Source organism: Saprospiraceae bacterium (assembly GCA_016717265.1).
Classification (GTDB): Bacteria; Bacteroidota; Bacteroidia; order Chitinophagales; family Saprospiraceae; genus Vicinibacter.
Genome location: JADKFX010000001.1, coordinates 3,527,129 through 3,544,899, shown reverse-complemented (window position 1 = coordinate 3,544,899; position 17,771 = coordinate 3,527,129). Strand labels below are relative to the sequence as shown.

The following is a 17,771-nucleotide window of genomic DNA, read 5'->3' as shown; positions in this document are numbered from 1 at the left end:
CCTAAGCTTGAATATTATTTCGCGGTACAAATTTAGATTTTGGACGAAAATATCATTTTAGTAGTCACATTATCAGCTATTTGTGTAAATTATTTCAAAATTTAATCCAAAGGTTTATCAACTTTTAACAGAAGGATATTTAATACTATAACCAGTAATCCAATTATGGCAATATTTTTGTGATATATGGCTTCTATGGATATATTCGAGCGTTCCATTCATTTACACAAGGAATTGCGTGGAAAGATTACAGTTGAAAATAAGTTGGACATTCGGACAAAGGATGATTTGTCATTAGCTTATTCTCCAGGGGTCGCAGCACCTTGTGAAGAGATCCATACAGATCCATCGAAAGTTTATGATTATACCATTAAAGGCAATACGATCGCGATCGTAAGTGATGGTTCTGCTGTACTTGGGCTTGGAAATATTGGGGCCCACGCAGCGATTCCAGTGATGGAAGGAAAAGCGATGTTATTTAAAAGATTTGCCGGGATTAATGGGTTTCCAATCTGTATCAGCACGCAAAAAACAGAAGAAATCATTTCAATAGTTAAAAATATAGCGCCTGTTTTTGGTGGAATTAATCTTGAAGATATTTCGTCACCTCGGTGCTTTGAAATTGAAGAGCGGCTGCAAGATATAGGAATTCCGGTTTTTCATGATGATCAGCATGGCACTGCGATTGTAGTTTTAGCCGCGCTTATGAATTATTGTCGGTTAACAGGAAGAAAAATGGAAGACCTGAAAATTGTCATTAATGGAGCGGGTGCAGCTGGTATTGCAATTGCGAGGTATTTAGGGAAGCGGGATCGGGAAGCTACGAATCAACACATTGCAAAAGAAATTGTGATGTGCGACACGATGGGTATTATTCATAAAAATCGATTGGGGGTGAATGACATAAAAGAAGAATTATTGTCTTATACGAATCCAAGAAATTTGATCGGAACTATAAATGATGCACTTTTGGATGCCGATGTTTTCATTGGAGTAAGTAAAGCAAATCTTTTAAATAGGGAACATATCCGTTCTATGGCAAAGGACCCATTAATATTGGCACTTGCAAACCCAATTCCAGAAATTTTACCAGAGGAAGCTATTGCAGGTGGAGCATTCATTGTTTGTACCGGACGATCAGATTTCCCAAATCAAGTTAATAATGTGTTGGCATTTCCAGGGATTTTTCTTGGAGCACTTCATGCAAAAGCTAAACGCATTACCTTATCTATGAAATTTGCGGCAGCTGCTGCAATTGCATCAGCGGTAGAGCATCCTACTCCTGAAAATATTATTCCATCTGCATTGGATGAAACCATTGCCCATAGAGTAGCAAAAGCCGTTTCAGAGGCAGCTCATTAATTCCAATATAAATCTATTTTCAACCCTAAAGTATCGATTTTACCTATTCCGCAGAGACTGAAGCAAAGTAAATTTTTAATTGGCTTCAAGGCATAGATGTATCTTTACAATAGAAATCAATTATGGAATTAACAGAGACCGCTACCAATTTAGAATATAAGCTTCAGCAAAATTTTAGGAAACTCCAATCTGAATTCTTTAAAAACCCAAATTCAGATTTACAATATCGATTGAATGGATTGAAGAGATTGGAAACCCAATTATTAAAATATAAGCAACATATAACAGAAGCAATCAAACAAGATTTAAATAAATGCGAATTCGAATCTGATACTTCAGAAATATTGACTTGTTTATTAGAATTAAGAATTGCAAAACGCGAGTTGGCTAAATGGATGAGGCCTAAAATGGTCGCCACCCCAACGGAGTTATTGGGTAGTTCACATTACATTCGACAGGAACCCAAAGGAGTCGTGTTGATTATTTCACCTTGGAATTATCCTGTGAATTTATCAATCATCCCATTGATTGCTGCTTGGTCAGCAGGTAATAAAATTATTTTAAAACCTTCAGAAATTTCTAAAAATACAGCAGATGTAATCGAACAGTTAATTGCCGACACCTTTTCTTCAAATGAAGTTATAGTTTGTAAAGGAGATGTCCAGGTTGCAGAAATATTGCTAAAACTTCCATTTAATCATATTTTCTTTACGGGTTCTCAAGCTACCGCTAAGAAAGTTATGAAAGCTGCTGCTGAAAATTTAAGTACGGTAACCCTGGAGTTAGGTGGAAAGAATCCATTGATTATAGATGAATCTATCAATTTAAAAAAAGTCGTTAAAGATATTGTGTATGGCAAGTGTATTAATGCAGGTCAAACCTGTGTAGCACCAGATTATATCTTAATTCCTAAAACACTTAAAACTGAATTTGTATTGCAATGGAATGTTGCAATTGAAAATTTATATGGCAGTAACTTAATGAATAATTCTGATTATGGTGGAATCATAAATCCCATTCATTATGATAGATTGATAAATTTAATTCAATCTTGTTTAGATCAAGGAGCAGTATTATCTGAACCAATTCAATGTGACCCAATCCAAAGAAAGATAAAACCGGTGCTATTAATGAATTCAAAATGGGAACATCCTTGTATGGCCGATGAAATTTTTGGACCCGTTTTACCGATTATCGAGTATGAATTTATTGAACCTGAATTGAATAGAATGCAATCTATGGATCGACCTTTGGTTTTATATATTTTTAGTGAGCAGAAAGTATTTATTGAAAAGGTATTAAACACTGTAAGATCTGGTGGTGTAACTATTAATAATTGCTTATTGAATTATTGTAATTTTAATTTGCCGTTTGGAGGGGACCAACAAAGTGGCCAGGGTTCAAATCATGGAATTTTTGGATTTGAAGCGTTTTCTCATAAACGAGGTATTAGCAAACAAGGGAAATTAATTAATTCACTTCGTTTTTTTTATCCGCCATTTGATTCCTGGAAAGTGAAAATATTAAATATTGCTTTTAAATATTTAGGTAAAGTATGAAAGTAAAATTTATTTTTTTCGGACTATTTTTTCTTAGTTATGTACTTTATTCCCAGACAAAGGAAATTCAGCTGGATGCTATTTATGAAAGGGGTACCTATGCTTTAAAAGAACCTTCCGGGTTTAATTTTATGAAGGATGGACTTCATTATTCTCAATCTGTAGGATCAAAAATAATGAAGTACAATATAAAAACAGGTATATCTGAAAGTGTTTTGTTTGATTCAAAATCTGATTTAAATGGAATTTTATATAATAAAATTGAATCTTACAAATTCAATTTCGATGAATCCAGTGTTTTGTTGGAAACAGAACCGAGTCAAATCTATAGATACTCTAAGTCAGGAGTTTATTATGTTTATAATTTGAATTCTAAAAAATTGACAAATCTTTATTTTTCAAAGAAAATAATGTACCCAAGTTTTAACCCTAAAGGAGATAAAGTTGCATTTGTTTATGAAAACAACCTGTATATTCAAAATTTGACAGACAATAAAATTGATCAGATTACAAAAGATGGGGCTATTAATTCAATAATTAATGGAGCTTCAGATTGGATCTATGAAGAAGAATTTTCTGTTACCCGGGCATTTGAATGGTCACCGGAAGGCGATCAAATTGTTTTCCTTAAATTTGACGAATCAGAAGTAGAAGATTTTAAACTAGAATATTATACTGGTCAGGTTTTTCCTGAGGATTATACTTTTAAATATCCTAAAGTTGGTGAGAAAAATGCCAGGCTTAGTGTATGGAACTATAATGTCATGAAGAGAAAATTAAAGCCAATAAAAATAGGTATTCGGGAAGATGATTATATTCCGAGAATTCAATGGACTCAGGAGAACGATAAAGTATGTATTACCTGGCTGAATCGTTCTCAGAATTACCTTAAATTAATTCTTGTGAATACAAAAACTTCTAGCTTTAAAACATTGTTGGAAGAAAGAAACAAATACTATATTGAAATTCAGGAAAACCTTCGGTTTTTAAAAAATGGAAATTTCCTTTGGACGAGTGAGCAGGATGGCTTCAATCATATTTATTTTTATGATTCGAATGGCAGCTTAATTCGAAAATTGTCAAATGGTACCAATGAAGTTGCGGAAGTTTACGGATTGGATAAAAGGGAGGTTACAGTATTTGTTCAATTCGCAGAAAATCGCGGCTTGCGTCGTCAAATCTATAAACTTTCATTAGAGAACGGAGCAAAAACGAATATGACAAGAACAGAAGGTACACACCAGCTGTTGGCGAGTTTGGGAATGCAGAATTTTCTACTTTCTAGTTCAACGATTTCCAGTCCTCCAATGTATCGAATTGTTGATTCCAATGGAATCGAACAAATTGTGTTAGAAAATAACTTTGAAATTCAAGACAAATTGAAAGAATTTGGAACTTCAAAAGTGGATATTACAAGTATTCGAAATCGGACAAATGTAGATCTAAACACGATCATTATAAAGCCAAACACTTTTGATGTAAATAAAAAATATCCAGTCCTGATGTTTTGTTATGGCGGACCAGGAAGTCAAAAGGTATTAGATAAATGGGATTCTTTTGGATTCTTTTGGTGGTTTCAAATGCTTGCCCAAAAAAATTATATTGTTTGTATAGTCGATAATAGAGGCACCGGTGGTAGAGGCCAGGAATTTAAAAAAATGACGTATTTGCAATTAGGAAAATTGGAGACAGAAGATCAAATAGATGTAGCTCGATATTTAGCAAAACAAAGATACATTGACAGTAGCAGAATGGGAATTTTTGGTAAAAGCTATGGTGCGTATATTGCAAGCCTTTGCCTTTTAAAAGGAAATGATGTATTTAAAGCTGCAATAGCAATTGCACCCGTTACCAATTGGAAATGGTATAGTTCGGTTTATACAGAGCGTTATATGCGGAATTATAAGGAGAATCAAAATGGGTATGAAGAGAATTCTCCTATTAACTTTGCAGATCAATTAAAAGGAAACTTGCTTTTAGTTCATGGACTCACAGATGATAATGTGCATTTTCAAAATACGGTGGAAATGGCATCTGCATTAATAAAAAATCAAAAACAATTTGATACCTATTTTTATCCTAATCAAAATCATGACCTATTCGGACAAAAGGTCAAGTTTCATTTATTTACGAAAATGACTTCATTTGTATTAGAAAAAATTTAATTAATTATGAAAAAATTTCACGTATATCTATTATTAATATTGGGATTGACCTTAGCTTCTTGTGGAAGTACAACAACACTCGTGAATAAGAAGGCTATTGAGGTTGATTGGATCGTTGGGAAATGGAAGCAAAAGGATGGGGAGCTTTACGAAAAATGGATTAAAGTATCTCAAACAGAATATAAAGGACTTGCATATGATTTATCAAAAGGCTATGCAGTCATAACAGAAAATATGCGCATTTTTTCAACAGGAAAGGATGCCTGGTTTTTTGAGGCAATATTAGTAGAGAATAAAAACAATGCTGTATTATTTAAATGGGTGCCAGACCCCATTGTGGCATTGAAATTTGTCAATGAACAGCATGATTTCCCACAAATCGTTCAGTATAAAAGAGAGGCGTTTGATATTATGTCTGCAAGTATTTCAAACCTGGCAGGTGACAAGAAGTTAGTTTTTGATTACACTCGATATGTGACACAGTGAAAGGCATAGAAATTATAAATCGGAAAGCAAGTTTTTCATATCATTTTCTTCAATCCTTTGAAGCAGGAATTCTATTGTCGGGGAGCGAAGTAAAATCTATAAAAGCTGGAAATGCAAATATGAGTGATGCATATTGTATAATTGAACGAGGTGAAGTTTGGATTAAAAATTTCCATATAACAGAATATAAACAAAGTATGGAAAAGGAGTATAATCCGAAGCGCGATCGGAAGTTGTTATTGAATAAGTCAGAAATTAGAAAAATTGAACGTAAAATAGCGGAGAAAGGATTAACCTTGATCCCTTATAAAATGTACTTATCAGAAAGGGGTTTACTGAAATTGGAAATCATTGTAGCTTCTGGTAAGAAGTCGTATGATAAGCGGGAATCCATTAAAGAAAAAGATGAAAAGAGAAACCTTGAGAGAGATTTCAAATTGAGATAATTGGTTTATAATCCTATGGTAGGCAGCTTTTAGTTTATCTTACGGGTCTTATTGAATGAGCTTCTATGCTCATTTATTGTTTGGGTTTTCTTTTTAAAATTCTATCCTATGTTTTTGAAAAAATTAGTTTTAAATCTACTGTTGATCTGTATTTTTTGTTTGAATCCTAATTTCGCCCAGCCTGGGAGCATTACGATTTCAGATACTGTAAAATATCAAATTATAGATGGTTTTGGGGCACATCAAAGTGATGCTTCCATAAATCAATCCTGGTGGAACCAATTGTTTTACGATGATTTAGAATGCAGTATTTATAGGGTAGATCTGACTCCTAAATTAGTTTCACCCTATTCTGATTTGAATTGTTTTTCACCTTGGTTCATGGGGTCATCAGTCAAAAGTGTTTTTAATTTTGAAGATGCATCCAATCCAAATGGACCCGAGGGTAATCGTGTCAGGACGTATACTGGTCCGAATGACTATTCCCGACAATTTGGAGGTCGATCTGCACCTATTGCCGTTATGGGACCCGATATTGAAAAAAACATTGCCTATTTTCGGTATGATGTAAATACTGCGATTCAAACAGGAAAACAGCGAATAAACCAATTAGGTGATTTTAAATTAATAGGCTCTATATGGTCGCCATTACCTTGGGTTAAAGTTTCCTCTGGAAATAGGTATCCAGAGAATTGGTGGCCGGGTCCAGTAATTAATTCACCATGGCCATTTATTTGGGGTGGTAATTTTTCTGGTGGCAGATTAGATGTTTCAAATACTCCTTTGCAAGTTTTTAATGATTTAAATTTAGGAGGAACAGGACCAACGAGTTCGTTAACGCAATTTGCAAGGAGCACGGCTGCATATATTTTAGGCTATCAACGATTCCATCAACAAAAATTTTATGCTATTAGTATTCAGAACGAATTGAATTTTGAAGTTTATTATAGTAGTATGACCTATCCACTTTCTTCACAATATATTGCGGCGATTAAAGTGGTTCGAAACGAATTTGACAAATACCCAGAATTAAAAGATATAAGAATCATGGGTCCTGAAGATTTATTGGGAGGTGATTCCTATGGTATGTGGGAATATGGTGGACCTGTTCATAAAAATTTGCAATATTTGAAGAATATTGCTGCAGATCCTGAAGCATTAAAAGCCTTAGATTTTTTATGTATTCATGGATATGCAAGTGATGGAGTTAGTACTTCCGGATCAAATCCAGGATTGTGGGATTGGTGGGTTAAAGGATGGACTACGAGTCCAGCTCCTGGCATTCCTGCAAATGTTAAAGGCTTTTCTAGTCTTGGAAAAAAATCCTGGATGACAGAGACTTCTGGCGAATATCCTGATTGGATATATCCTAAAGCTGGTTTTCCTGGAGAAGGTGCTTTTGGTGTTGGGATTCGAATTCATCAGGCGCTCACCAATGGTATGGAAAGTGCATGGATTTACTGGACGTTTACAGATAGTGATAGCAATGGAAATGTAAGTCAATATGGTTTGTCAAATCAAGCTAGCGGAAACAGTTCCCCAAAATTTAATGCGGCCAAACATTTTTATAAATTTATCCGTCCCGGTGCTGTTAGGATTAACGCAAACGTACTTGGAGGAAATGGAATTGTAGCGAGTGCATATACCCAGGATCAAAATAAAAAAATTACGATTGTAATTCTAAACACAAGTACAAATTTACAAACGACCACCTTGAAATTACCATATACTAATGTTGTATTGAATGCCTATGTTTCTAAGGAAAATGATTATTGGAAAGCATCTACCGTCAATGTAATTAACGGACAAGCAAATATCAGTATACCAGCCTATGGTATGCTGACACTCCATGGAGGGATTCCATCTACTGAAAGCGATCCTATTGGAGAAAATTCTAAACATAAAATGCTGGTTTATCCAAATCCATTCGTTCATGAAATAACGGTAAAATGTGATTGTATTGCAGGTGATTATAATTTGGAGATCATAGATTGTCAAGGAAAAATTATTTTGACAAAAATTTTAAATTCTTCGATTTCTAAAATCCAATTTGATCAAACAATAGAAGCTGGATTGTATTATTATAAAATCACTAAATTTGGTTTATTATTGGATAGCGGTAAAATCGTTAAGTTGGCAGAATAATGGTATATATTGATAGACTTTTTTGCAATATTTAGCACGAATTATAATATACTCATTTTTAAAATTTTATTTCATAAGAAGTATCGTATTTCTTTCAATTTAATTATTTTTTACCAGCAACAAATTTGTTGCGATATATCTGAGTTCCACCTTTTTTAATATTGGAGATTTCATTGAATGCATCCTAAATTGCAAGAAGTCTTGATTCATTCTTTAGAGGAATTTAATATCAATCTTTTGTTTGCAAATTAGGATGTATTCAATGGCTTTTAATCGTTTTTAATAAGTAGCTTTTATGATTGCATAATAAATTATGATACAATGATTTTATTCCTTTACAATCCTGACTGTTTGATTTGTATCATTAGTTATTAATCGAAGGGTGTAAATGCCTTCAGAATAGTTGTGTAAGTCGAAAACATGATGATTTTCACCTTTATTTATGAATACATGCTTCGATTGTAATAAGCTTCCACGAGTATCAAAAAGTTGTAGATGTCCAGTTCCAAATTCAATTCCAAAAAATGTAAGCTTAATTTGATCCGTTGCAGGATTTGGAAAAGCATAAAGATTGTATTCTGATTTTGACTTCGACTTGAGGCTTTGACAGGGTTTAATTATTGATATTTTTTTTGAGATGCCTGTTCCACAACTATTTATTCCAGCGACAGAAATGTCTCCTGCATTATTTCCAATAAGAACTTGAATACTATTTAAGTTAGGGTCCGTTAAAATACTGCTTCCGTTAGGCACCGTCCATTTATAAGAACTTGCACCCGAAATTTTTGCAATGTAATAGTATTCTTTTGCGCCAACGCAAGGAGAGGTATTTCCAAATATATTTGTCGCTGATGCAGGGGATCCATTAATTGATATCGTTCTTGATGGCCCGGAACCACAGTCATTCGTAGCTTTGACACTTACGGTTCCAGTAATAAATTGTGGAAATACGATGCTAGCTGCGGTGTCTTCCGGACTTGGATTTTGTGTGATTACTGCGCCATTTACATTCGTTGACCAAATATAAGCTATTGCACCTTCAATTTTTTTGATTGAATAAACGATTGGTGAATTACATGTTGGAAACGGAGTACCTGAAATATTGCCAGGAATTGAAGGAATGGAATTTATCATAAGTTTTCGCATTGGACTTATTCCACAAGTATTATACATTACCACTGCTAAATTTCCATTTGTAAATGAGCCACCAAAATTTACTTGAATGTTGTTACTACCTTGACCCTGTGTTACCGTTGCACCTGTTGGTGGAATCCAATAATAATTTACTCCATTCACAATTGGTACGGAATAGTTTTCTGAAGAATTCGCACAAACTGCTAATTTTTTTCCAGTGATTTGATCTGGCATGGAAGGTGTGTTGATAACATTTATTATTGTAATATTCGAAGTTGCTTTACATCCATATTCATTTGTATTGGTAACGAAGTAATTTCCTGCTTTAGAAACGAGTATATTTTTTGTTTTTTCGCCTTGATTCCACAAGTAAGCACTTGCATCACTTGCAGTTAATGTCACTGAAGTTCCCTGGCAGATCGTTGTTGATCCATTTACAGTGATCGTTGTTATAGGGAGTGGGTTTACAGTGATTGTTAATGTAGAAGTAGCTCCATCTCCATATGAATTTACTCCTTTAACAGATATAATTCCATTGACAGCAGTTACTCCATAATTGACAACAATGCTATTTGTGGAGCTAGTGCCAAGAGCACCATTTGGTAATGTCCAAATATAGCTTGTAGCATTTTTGATAATTGGGACAGAATAAACGACTGATTTTTGACCTTGACAAACCACCGTTGCACCTTGAATTATTCCACTGCATGCAGGCAAATAATCCACAAGAACTTTATAGAGCAATGCTGTTATTCCATCTACAGCAGATGGATTGGAATTTGAAAGACCACAAACGAATGTTTTCATACAGGGATCATAAATGGTTCTGCTTTTATATCCAATGGTGATGCCACCATGACCCCAACAGCTGTTTCCGAAAAATGAAAAGAGGCCAATGCCCAAACCGTAATTTCCAGGTTTTAAAAATGTTGTCATTTGAGCTAATGAAGTAGCATTTAAAATCTGACCATCCATAAGTGCTTGAAACCATTTTGCCATTTCACTGGAGCTTGAGAAAATAGCACCTGCAGGTCCGCCAGCAGTATTTAATGAAACTCTGGAAGTATCATGGTAATCAATACCACCAAACCATCTATGTGCAATCGGACCAATTTCATTTTCTTTTACATCATTGAAAATACTGTCTAATTGTAATGGTGTTAAAATGCTATCGCGAATAATTCTTGAAATATGAAAACCTGTAGCACTTTCAGCTATCATTCCAGCTAGTATATAATTTGTGTTAGAGTAGAAGAAGTTAGTACCCGGTGAGAATTGCATTGGTTCTATCCAACTCAACACTTCTTCAGGTGTCCAATTTCGATTCGGATTTTTATTTATGGAATCAAGTTGGGCCTTGGTTGAAAACATGTCACTGATGCCACTCGTATGGTTAAGTAGTTGACGGATCGTGACATTGTGATCAATATTATCGAAATCTGGCAACCACTCATGAAGTGAATCCTCCAGGCTTATAATATTATTTTCGGCTAGTTTTAGCAGTGCCACCGCTGTAAATAATTTGGAATTACTTGCAATTCCAAACTGCATATCTGTTGTAATTACTTGTCCGGTATGTGAGAAGCCACTAGCACCTGTCCAAATGCCTTGGTCGGGGCAATATACACTTGCAGACATCCCTTTCGTGTTTGGATATATACTGACTAACGAATCTAAGGTTACTTTTAATTTAGCCGCCAAATTTAGGTTAAATGTTTGAGCTGATAAAATTTGGAAACTAAGAACTAAAAGAAGTGCATTCAATGCTGATTTCATATTTTATTAATTTAATGTGATTAAATATTTATTTAAATTATCTTGAATAATGATTCTAATTGAAATGAATTCTACATTGCAATTTATATTCTGAATTTTTGCTTGAATCATCAGAAATGGGGATTCTAATGATTCAAGGGGTATTCAATAACTACTGTTGAATATGGCTTGATTGAATATGATCACGAATTGTGAATCAGTGCTATTGCAAATTTCTACTTTTTGAGATTCTAAAAATGTGGCAATTGACAAGCGGTGGAAATTGCTTTACAAGAGGATTCAAGCGCTCGCTAATTATTTTTTAGAAAAATTTTTAATGAAGGCTTCCTTTTTTCGCTTAGATACTTCAATTTGCTCGCCATTACTCATGACTGCAACACCACCTTCACCGCGCATATATTTTTTAACTTCGTTTAGGTTAATAATTGCAGAATGATGCACTCGAAAGAAATTATGTTCTAATAATAATTCTTCGTATTCTCCAAGGTTTTTTGATGTGATAATTTTTTCGCCGGAATTCAAATAGAAAATAGTATATTGTCTGTCTGATTTTAAATAAATAATATCCTGAATCCGAATGATATTGAGACCTTCAGTAGATGGTAATGCGATTTGAAAATGTTCCGTTTTAGTATGATTCATATTATTTATGAACGCTTCAAATTTTTTATTTAATTGATTTTTTTGTCTTGTCAAATGAACTTTTACAATAGCCGTTTTTAATTCCTCAATATCAATTGGTTTCAAGAGATAATCCAATGCACAAAATTTTATGGCCTTTATGGCATAGTGTTCAAAAGCAGTAGTAAAAATAATTTCAAAGTTAATTTCATTAAATTTACTTAATAAATCAAAACCAGTTGCACTTTGCATTTCAATATCTAGAAAAATGACATCTGGAGAATTATTTACGATGAGTTTATATCCGTCTTCAATCGTAGTTGCAGTGCCTTGAATTTGGACATCGGTGCAATACGTTGCTAATAAATTCTCAAGTAATTTAATACTTCGCAGCTCGTCTTCAATGATAATTGCTTTCAACATACTTACAATTCAATAGGTATTTCAATCGTAACCTTTGTACCGATACCATTTCCATTGGCATCCAATAAATCTGTAATAGATACGCTTACTTTTTTATTTGATATTTTTTCAATCATATGCACTCTATCATTTGTCACTTGAAGGCCTAAGGATTCATGTCGGCCTTTCTTTTTGTTATTTATTATAGAAGCAGCAGCCCTTCCGATTCCATTATCTTCAATGATGCAGTATATTTTATTTTCATTTTTAGTTAGGACTATTTGAAGATGTCCGGAATTGTTCTTGTTTAATAATCCATGCACCACAGCATTTTCTACATACGGCTGAATCAGCATAGATGGAATTTCAATAGTATGAATATTTATTTCTGGGTCAATCTTAAATTGGTAGGTAAATCTATTTGAAAATCTTAATATTTCCAATTCCAGATATAATTCTAACAGGTTCAATTCATTAGATATGAAATTTGAATGTTTATTTGAATTTTGAAGAACAATTCTTATGAGTTTTGAAAATTTTGAAAGATATTTTAGAGCATTCTCTTTTTCTGATTCCGAGATAAGTTGTTGAATTGAATTTAACGAATTAAAAATGAAATGCGGATTCATTTGTGCCCGTAAGGCAGTTAAACGTGCTTCGGCAATTTGTTTGTTTATTTCAGTTTTATTTTTTTCTAGATTTTTAATATGACGGATACGGAATGAATATAGTAAATAAGCACACAGACCAACTAGAAATAGCATGAAAGCACGAAACCAATTGGTTTGCCAAAATGGTGGGGTGATTATAATATTGATGGTAGTTCCGGCTTGATTCCACAAGTCATCATTGTTAGAAGCCGTAATATAAAGTGAATAATTGCCAGGAGGCACGTTGGTATAATATGCAATTCTATTGGTTCCTGCAAAATTCATTTCTTTGTCAAATCCTTTTAATTGATATGCATATTGATTCTTTTCCGGGGAATCATAATTTAGGGCATTCATTTCAAAGGAAAAGAAATTTTGTTTATAATTTAAAGTAATGGATGTTGGAATGTGATCTTTTCTTGTAATTTTTATTTCTTGATTAAATACTTTAAACGAAGAAAGCAAAATTGGGGGAATATAGGTATTGTAGAAGATTGAATCTTGTTTAAATATGTTGAATCCATTGATTCCACCAAAAAATAGTTCTCCGGAACTTAGTTGAAATGCAGCAGATGAATTAAAAGCAATACTTTGAAGTCCATCATAAATTGTAAATGTTTTAATTTGTTTTACTTCATTTGTATTTGTTAATTTAATTTGCACTAAACCTTTTAAGGTACTGACCCATAGCGTTTCTTTGTTTGGAATAATAACAGATTTTATTTCGCCATTTAAAATATCATGATTGCTTATCAATTTATGAAATGTGGCACTTGATCTTTTCCAATAATATAATCCTTTATTAGATGCCATCCAAATATTTCCTAAATAGTCTTCAGCAAATTGATGAACAGTATTTGCATTAAAAATACTTGAATTAATATATGCATGAATTTTATGAAAGGAATCATTTACATTCAGTATTCCTGATCGAGTCGTAGATAGCCACATCGTATTTTTACTATCTTCAAAAATCGTCGAGTAAAATGCATGAGGTAAATCTTCGATGATGTTATTATTATACCTGTTTTCAAAATTATCAGTGCTAGGTTGATAACGGCATACTAAGCTATTGGTGTTTATCCAGACTTCGCCGTTTTTTCTAATGGTAAGTCCATAAGCAGTTCTGCCGGGTAAAGAATTTGGGTTAGATTCATTGTAAAAATATCTTTTCCATTTATTTATTTTCGGTTTATAGTAATTAACACCATAGTCGGTTGCAACCCAAATATTATTTAAGCTATCAATTGCAATGGAATTTATATAGTTATCAGATATTGAGTTTACATTTTTATGGTCGTGCTTAAAACATGTGAATGAATTTTGGGCTCTATTAAAATACATAAGGCCATTTTTACTTCCAATCCAGAGATTTGCATTTTTGTCTTCACAAGCACTCGTGATGTCATTTTCACAGAGGGAGTTTGTTTTTCCAGGTTGAAGTATATATTTTGTAAATTTTTCTGACCGCATACTTAATCGATCCGCACCTCGACTTGAAGTGCCGATCCATAGCATTCCAGAATAATCTTCAAAAAATGTTGTTGTCTTGTTATCGGCAAGACTTTTTGAATTATAGATATCATGTTTGTATTGTTTCCAGTTTTTGGTAATGGCATCAAAGTATAACAGACCATTGAAAGTGCTTGCAATCCAAATATTTCCTTTTGAATCGCACCTTATGAATTCGATTCGTTTAGTTGCATTCTGGAATTCTATATTAGGTAAATTTAAAGGTGTGAATTGATATGTGGAGGTATCCAATTTATAAATGCCCTGAGCGTAAAAATTAACCCAAATGCTACCATTTTTATCAAGTGTCATAAATGTACATTGATTTGCATTGTGGGAATTCCGTTGCTTTTTATTCAGCAAAAATTCCTTAAATGTGTGCTTCTTAAGCGAAAATTGATAGATTCCCATTAAAGTAGTCATCCAAAGACTACCCCGGCTATCGGCAAACATATCAATAATTCGATTTCGCCCATGTACTTCAGTGGCAGTTCCAATAGTATCATGCATGAATCTGGTAAAGGAATTTGTAGATTCGTTATATTTGGCTAATCCCAATCTTGTTCCGATCCAGATGTCGTTGAATTCATCCTCTATAATCGAGAATACATCATTATGATTCAGACTGTTTGGATTATCTTTTTCGAACTGATATTTAATAAATTTCTCTTCTTTTGGATAACAAAGTATGAGTCCATTTCCACCAAACCATAATCGCCCTTTTTGGTCCCTAAACGCACATATTATCCGACTTGTACCATTGAGGTCTGAATCTAATTTGTCTGGATGAAAAATTTTCGAAGAATACGCATTATACTTATTTAAACCAAACTCTGTACCGATCCAAATATACCCTTCGTTATCTTGTGTTATGCAATTTACGGAATTGTCGGACAAACCATTTTCAATAGTAAGATGTTGAAAATTTAAGCTATTATTTTGCGATTTCGCAAGACTCGGAAAAAATACCGTTGAAAGCAAAACAAACTTAAAGAAGTAAATTGTTAATGGGTGTCTGCTTTCCTTCATGTAAGGTAAAGTTAAGTAAATATTTAGCTTACAAGAGTCAAAACAGGAGGCTTCAATTGACCTGCGGTATCTTTTTATTGACAGATGGAAAAGGAGTTCTTATGCCAATGATAAAAATATAGGAGTATTTTGCAGAATGACTATAATGTAAAAAAATTGGAAAATTGATTTAGCTAACGAACTAATATATATTTGAGAGCATTTAAGTTTAAGAATTCATTATTTTTTCATGGTGGGATCTTCTACCGGTGCTGTATAGGAAGTTCCTTTTTTTCCAAAGACCGATACATTTATATATCGGGTTGGATTCAAACGAAGGTCTTGCAAAAGCAAATCTAAATTTTTTGAACTTCGATTTAAATTTTGATATAAAGTTGGATCTTTAATTAATTTTCCAAGACTTCCATTTCCAGAATTAACCTCTGTTAAAATATTATTAAGTTTTTGTACAGTTTTTCGACTTGCATCCAGGGTTAAGTTTAATTCTTGAATTGTTTTACGGCTTTCAGTAATCGTTTGTTCTGCCGATTTTACAAGTTTACCTGGTTCTGATAGTTTTAAACTATTAGAAATAGCTTCCAGATTGTTCAATGAATTAGAAATTGAGTTTGCATTTTTTGATAAACTTGAAGTTAATTGGTTCAAATTTACAAGTGAGTTATTGATATTTTGGGCAGAGTTTGTCAGTAAATGATTTAATTGGATTGTAGATTTCGCCAAATTATCCAGGATCGTATGCACGTTTCGAACCGTTGCAGCCAATTGTACATTCTGATTTGTGCTACTTGTGTCTAGCAGTGTATTTAATTCTTTACCAATAGTTTGCGTATAATCTTTTACTTCATCTTTACTGAACATACTGGAAAGCATCCCAGCGATTTCACCTTCAATTAAAGATTTATTGGGTAGGCAATCTGTATCACAATATTCATTAAACTGAAGAACTATTGCTTTTCCTCCAATTAAACCTTGACTTACTAAAATTGCCTTGGTTTCTTTTGGAATTTTTATTTCATTTTTAACATCTATGGTAACCAGGACTAATTTAGGGTTAGTTGGGTCTAACTCAATTTTAGTGACCGTACCCACTTTAAATCCTCTGGTCAGAACAGGTGACGAAGGATCCATTTGTCCTACATCAGGATATTTGACGTAATAAGTTTTCGAACGGTCAAGCAAATTGCTTCCTTTCAAATACTTATACCCAAAAATCAATAATGTCAAGGTTACAACCCCGAGTATTCCTACTTTAATTTCGTTACGCAAACTTATTCTAAATTATATGATTGTTATTCTTAGGGCAAAAGTACGAAAAATCGGATGCTTTTATCTTCCTTCCCGATTTGTGTCCTTTCTTTAGTTAATCTTGCGATCCCCAGCATACTTAATTATAAATGCATCATGAAAGCCTTTTTGACTCATTATTTCTTTTTCTTTTCGAGCTTCTTCCAAACTAAGAAAACTTCCATAAACCAAACGATACAATTCACCTTCTTTAATAATTTCAAATTCTGGGTTAGCTCTCCAGGAGGATTGTGGTGCTGGGCATGACCTGGATGAAGCTAATTGTATCTTATAAATCAAATCATTCGCTTCTTTCTTTAGAGTTCCAGTTTTTTTAGTTGGTTCAGACATGGCAATTGTTGGATAAACAGGATTGACAAGTAGATGATTTGAAATACCTTCAACGATCATTTGTGCAATTTCCCATTGTCCAGAAGAGGAGCATAAATATTTTTCTTCATCTGAATTTGTCATATAACCACATTCTACTAAAATTCCTGGCATACTAACCTGGTGCAAAACGTGAAATCCCGCTTGTTTAACACCTTTGCTTTTACCAGGATGTCTTTTGGCAAAAGCATCTTCAACAGATTTCGCCAATCGATTACTTTGTTGAATAAACTGATCTTGAAGGTGATTCAGTACAATAAAGGATTCTGGGTTTTCGAAATTTAAAACATCATAATGATTGTCTGTTACGGATTCAAGAAAAATAGCAGCATTTTCCCTTTTTGCTACATTTAAATTACTTTCCGCTTTATGAAGCCCCATTACATAAGTTTCTGTACCGCGAACGGAGGCATGATTTCCAGGCAATGCATTACAATGAACAGATATAAATAAATCTGCATTTAACTCATTTGCCATTTTAGACCTGGCATGTAATGGAATAAAGGTATCTGTTTGCCTGGTAAAAAAAACTGCGGCATCTGGTATCTGGTCGTTAATTAAATGTTGAATTTTATTGCAAATGGAGAGGCAAACCTGTTTTTCCGAACATAATTTTCCAATAGCACCCTCATCTTTACCCCCATGTCCTGGATCTAAAACGATTGCTACCCCGGATGAAAATAAAGGTTGTTGCGCTTTTAATACGCTAATTGAAATGTATGTCGTTATTAAAATGAATTTCAGTATTTTACATACACTTGCAATGCTTGAAGAGCTGTCGTAGTTTTGCATGTTTTGTTTTCTTAAGTA

The 17,771-nt window shown here is 33.5% G+C and carries 11 protein-coding genes; 6 read left to right on the top strand and 5 right to left on the bottom strand.

Features of this window, described 5'->3' with window-relative positions; translation table 11 throughout:
* Positions 1–195 precede the first annotated feature (195 nt).
* The 6 genes from IPO86_13955 to IPO86_13930 all read left to right on the top strand — a co-directional run bounded on the left by IPO86_13955 (position 196) and on the right by IPO86_13930 (position 8,163).
* Positions 196–1,362, top strand: a complete 1,167-nt coding sequence (locus tag IPO86_13955) for an NADP-dependent malic enzyme (GenBank protein MBK9729208.1) — start codon at positions 196–198, stop codon at positions 1,360–1,362.
* A gap of 122 nt (positions 1,363–1,484) precedes the next feature.
* Positions 1,485–2,921 (top strand): aldehyde dehydrogenase family protein, encoded by a 1,437-nt coding sequence (locus IPO86_13950; GenBank protein MBK9729207.1) that lies wholly within the window; start codon positions 1,485–1,487, stop codon positions 2,919–2,921.
* Entirely contained in the window at positions 2,918–5,086 is a 2,169-nt protein-coding gene (locus IPO86_13945) for a S9 family peptidase (protein ID MBK9729206.1), read from the top strand. Before IPO86_13950 ends, IPO86_13945 begins: the two co-directional genes overlap by 4 nt.
* 6 nt (positions 5,087–5,092) lie before the next feature.
* A complete protein-coding gene (locus IPO86_13940) occupies positions 5,093–5,572 on the top strand; it encodes a hypothetical protein (protein ID MBK9729205.1) in 480 nt (159 codons plus the stop codon).
* Positions 5,557–6,018, top strand: coding sequence for an SsrA-binding protein SmpB (smpB, locus tag IPO86_13935; GenBank protein MBK9729204.1), 462 nt, complete (start codon positions 5,557–5,559; stop codon positions 6,016–6,018). The genes IPO86_13940 and smpB overlap by 16 nt, the downstream gene beginning before the upstream one ends.
* A 108-nt stretch (positions 6,019–6,126) precedes the next feature.
* Positions 6,127–8,163: a T9SS type A sorting domain-containing protein gene (locus IPO86_13930; GenBank protein MBK9729203.1), complete on the top strand. Its 2,037-nt coding sequence runs from the start codon at positions 6,127–6,129 to the stop codon at positions 8,161–8,163.
* Positions 8,164–8,490: 327 nt separating this feature from the next.
* Here IPO86_13930 and IPO86_13925 read toward each other — a convergent pair whose 3' ends face one another.
* The 5 genes from IPO86_13925 to IPO86_13905 form a co-directional block, all read right to left on the bottom strand.
* Positions 8,491–11,073 carry a serine hydrolase gene (locus IPO86_13925; GenBank protein MBK9729202.1) on the bottom strand — a complete coding sequence of 861 codons (2,583 nt, stop codon included), beginning with the start codon at positions 11,071–11,073 and terminating at the stop codon, positions 8,491–8,493.
* A gap of 294 nt (positions 11,074–11,367) precedes the next feature.
* The gene (locus tag IPO86_13920; protein MBK9729201.1) at positions 11,368–12,117 is read right to left on the bottom strand and encodes a response regulator transcription factor; all 750 of its coding nucleotides are present in this window, start codon (positions 12,115–12,117) and stop codon (positions 11,368–11,370) included.
* A gap of 2 nt (positions 12,118–12,119) precedes the next feature.
* Positions 12,120–15,287, bottom strand: coding sequence for a histidine kinase (locus IPO86_13915; GenBank protein ID MBK9729200.1), 3,168 nt, complete (start codon positions 15,285–15,287; stop codon positions 12,120–12,122).
* Positions 15,288–15,506: 219 nt separating this feature from the next.
* Positions 15,507–16,553, bottom strand: coding sequence for an MCE family protein (locus IPO86_13910; GenBank protein ID MBK9729199.1), 1,047 nt, complete (start codon positions 16,551–16,553; stop codon positions 15,507–15,509).
* 90 nt (positions 16,554–16,643) lie between these two features.
* Positions 16,644–17,753, bottom strand: coding sequence for an N-acetylmuramoyl-L-alanine amidase (locus IPO86_13905; protein MBK9729198.1), 1,110 nt, complete (start codon positions 17,751–17,753; stop codon positions 16,644–16,646).
* Between the last annotated feature and the right edge of the window lie 18 nt (positions 17,754–17,771).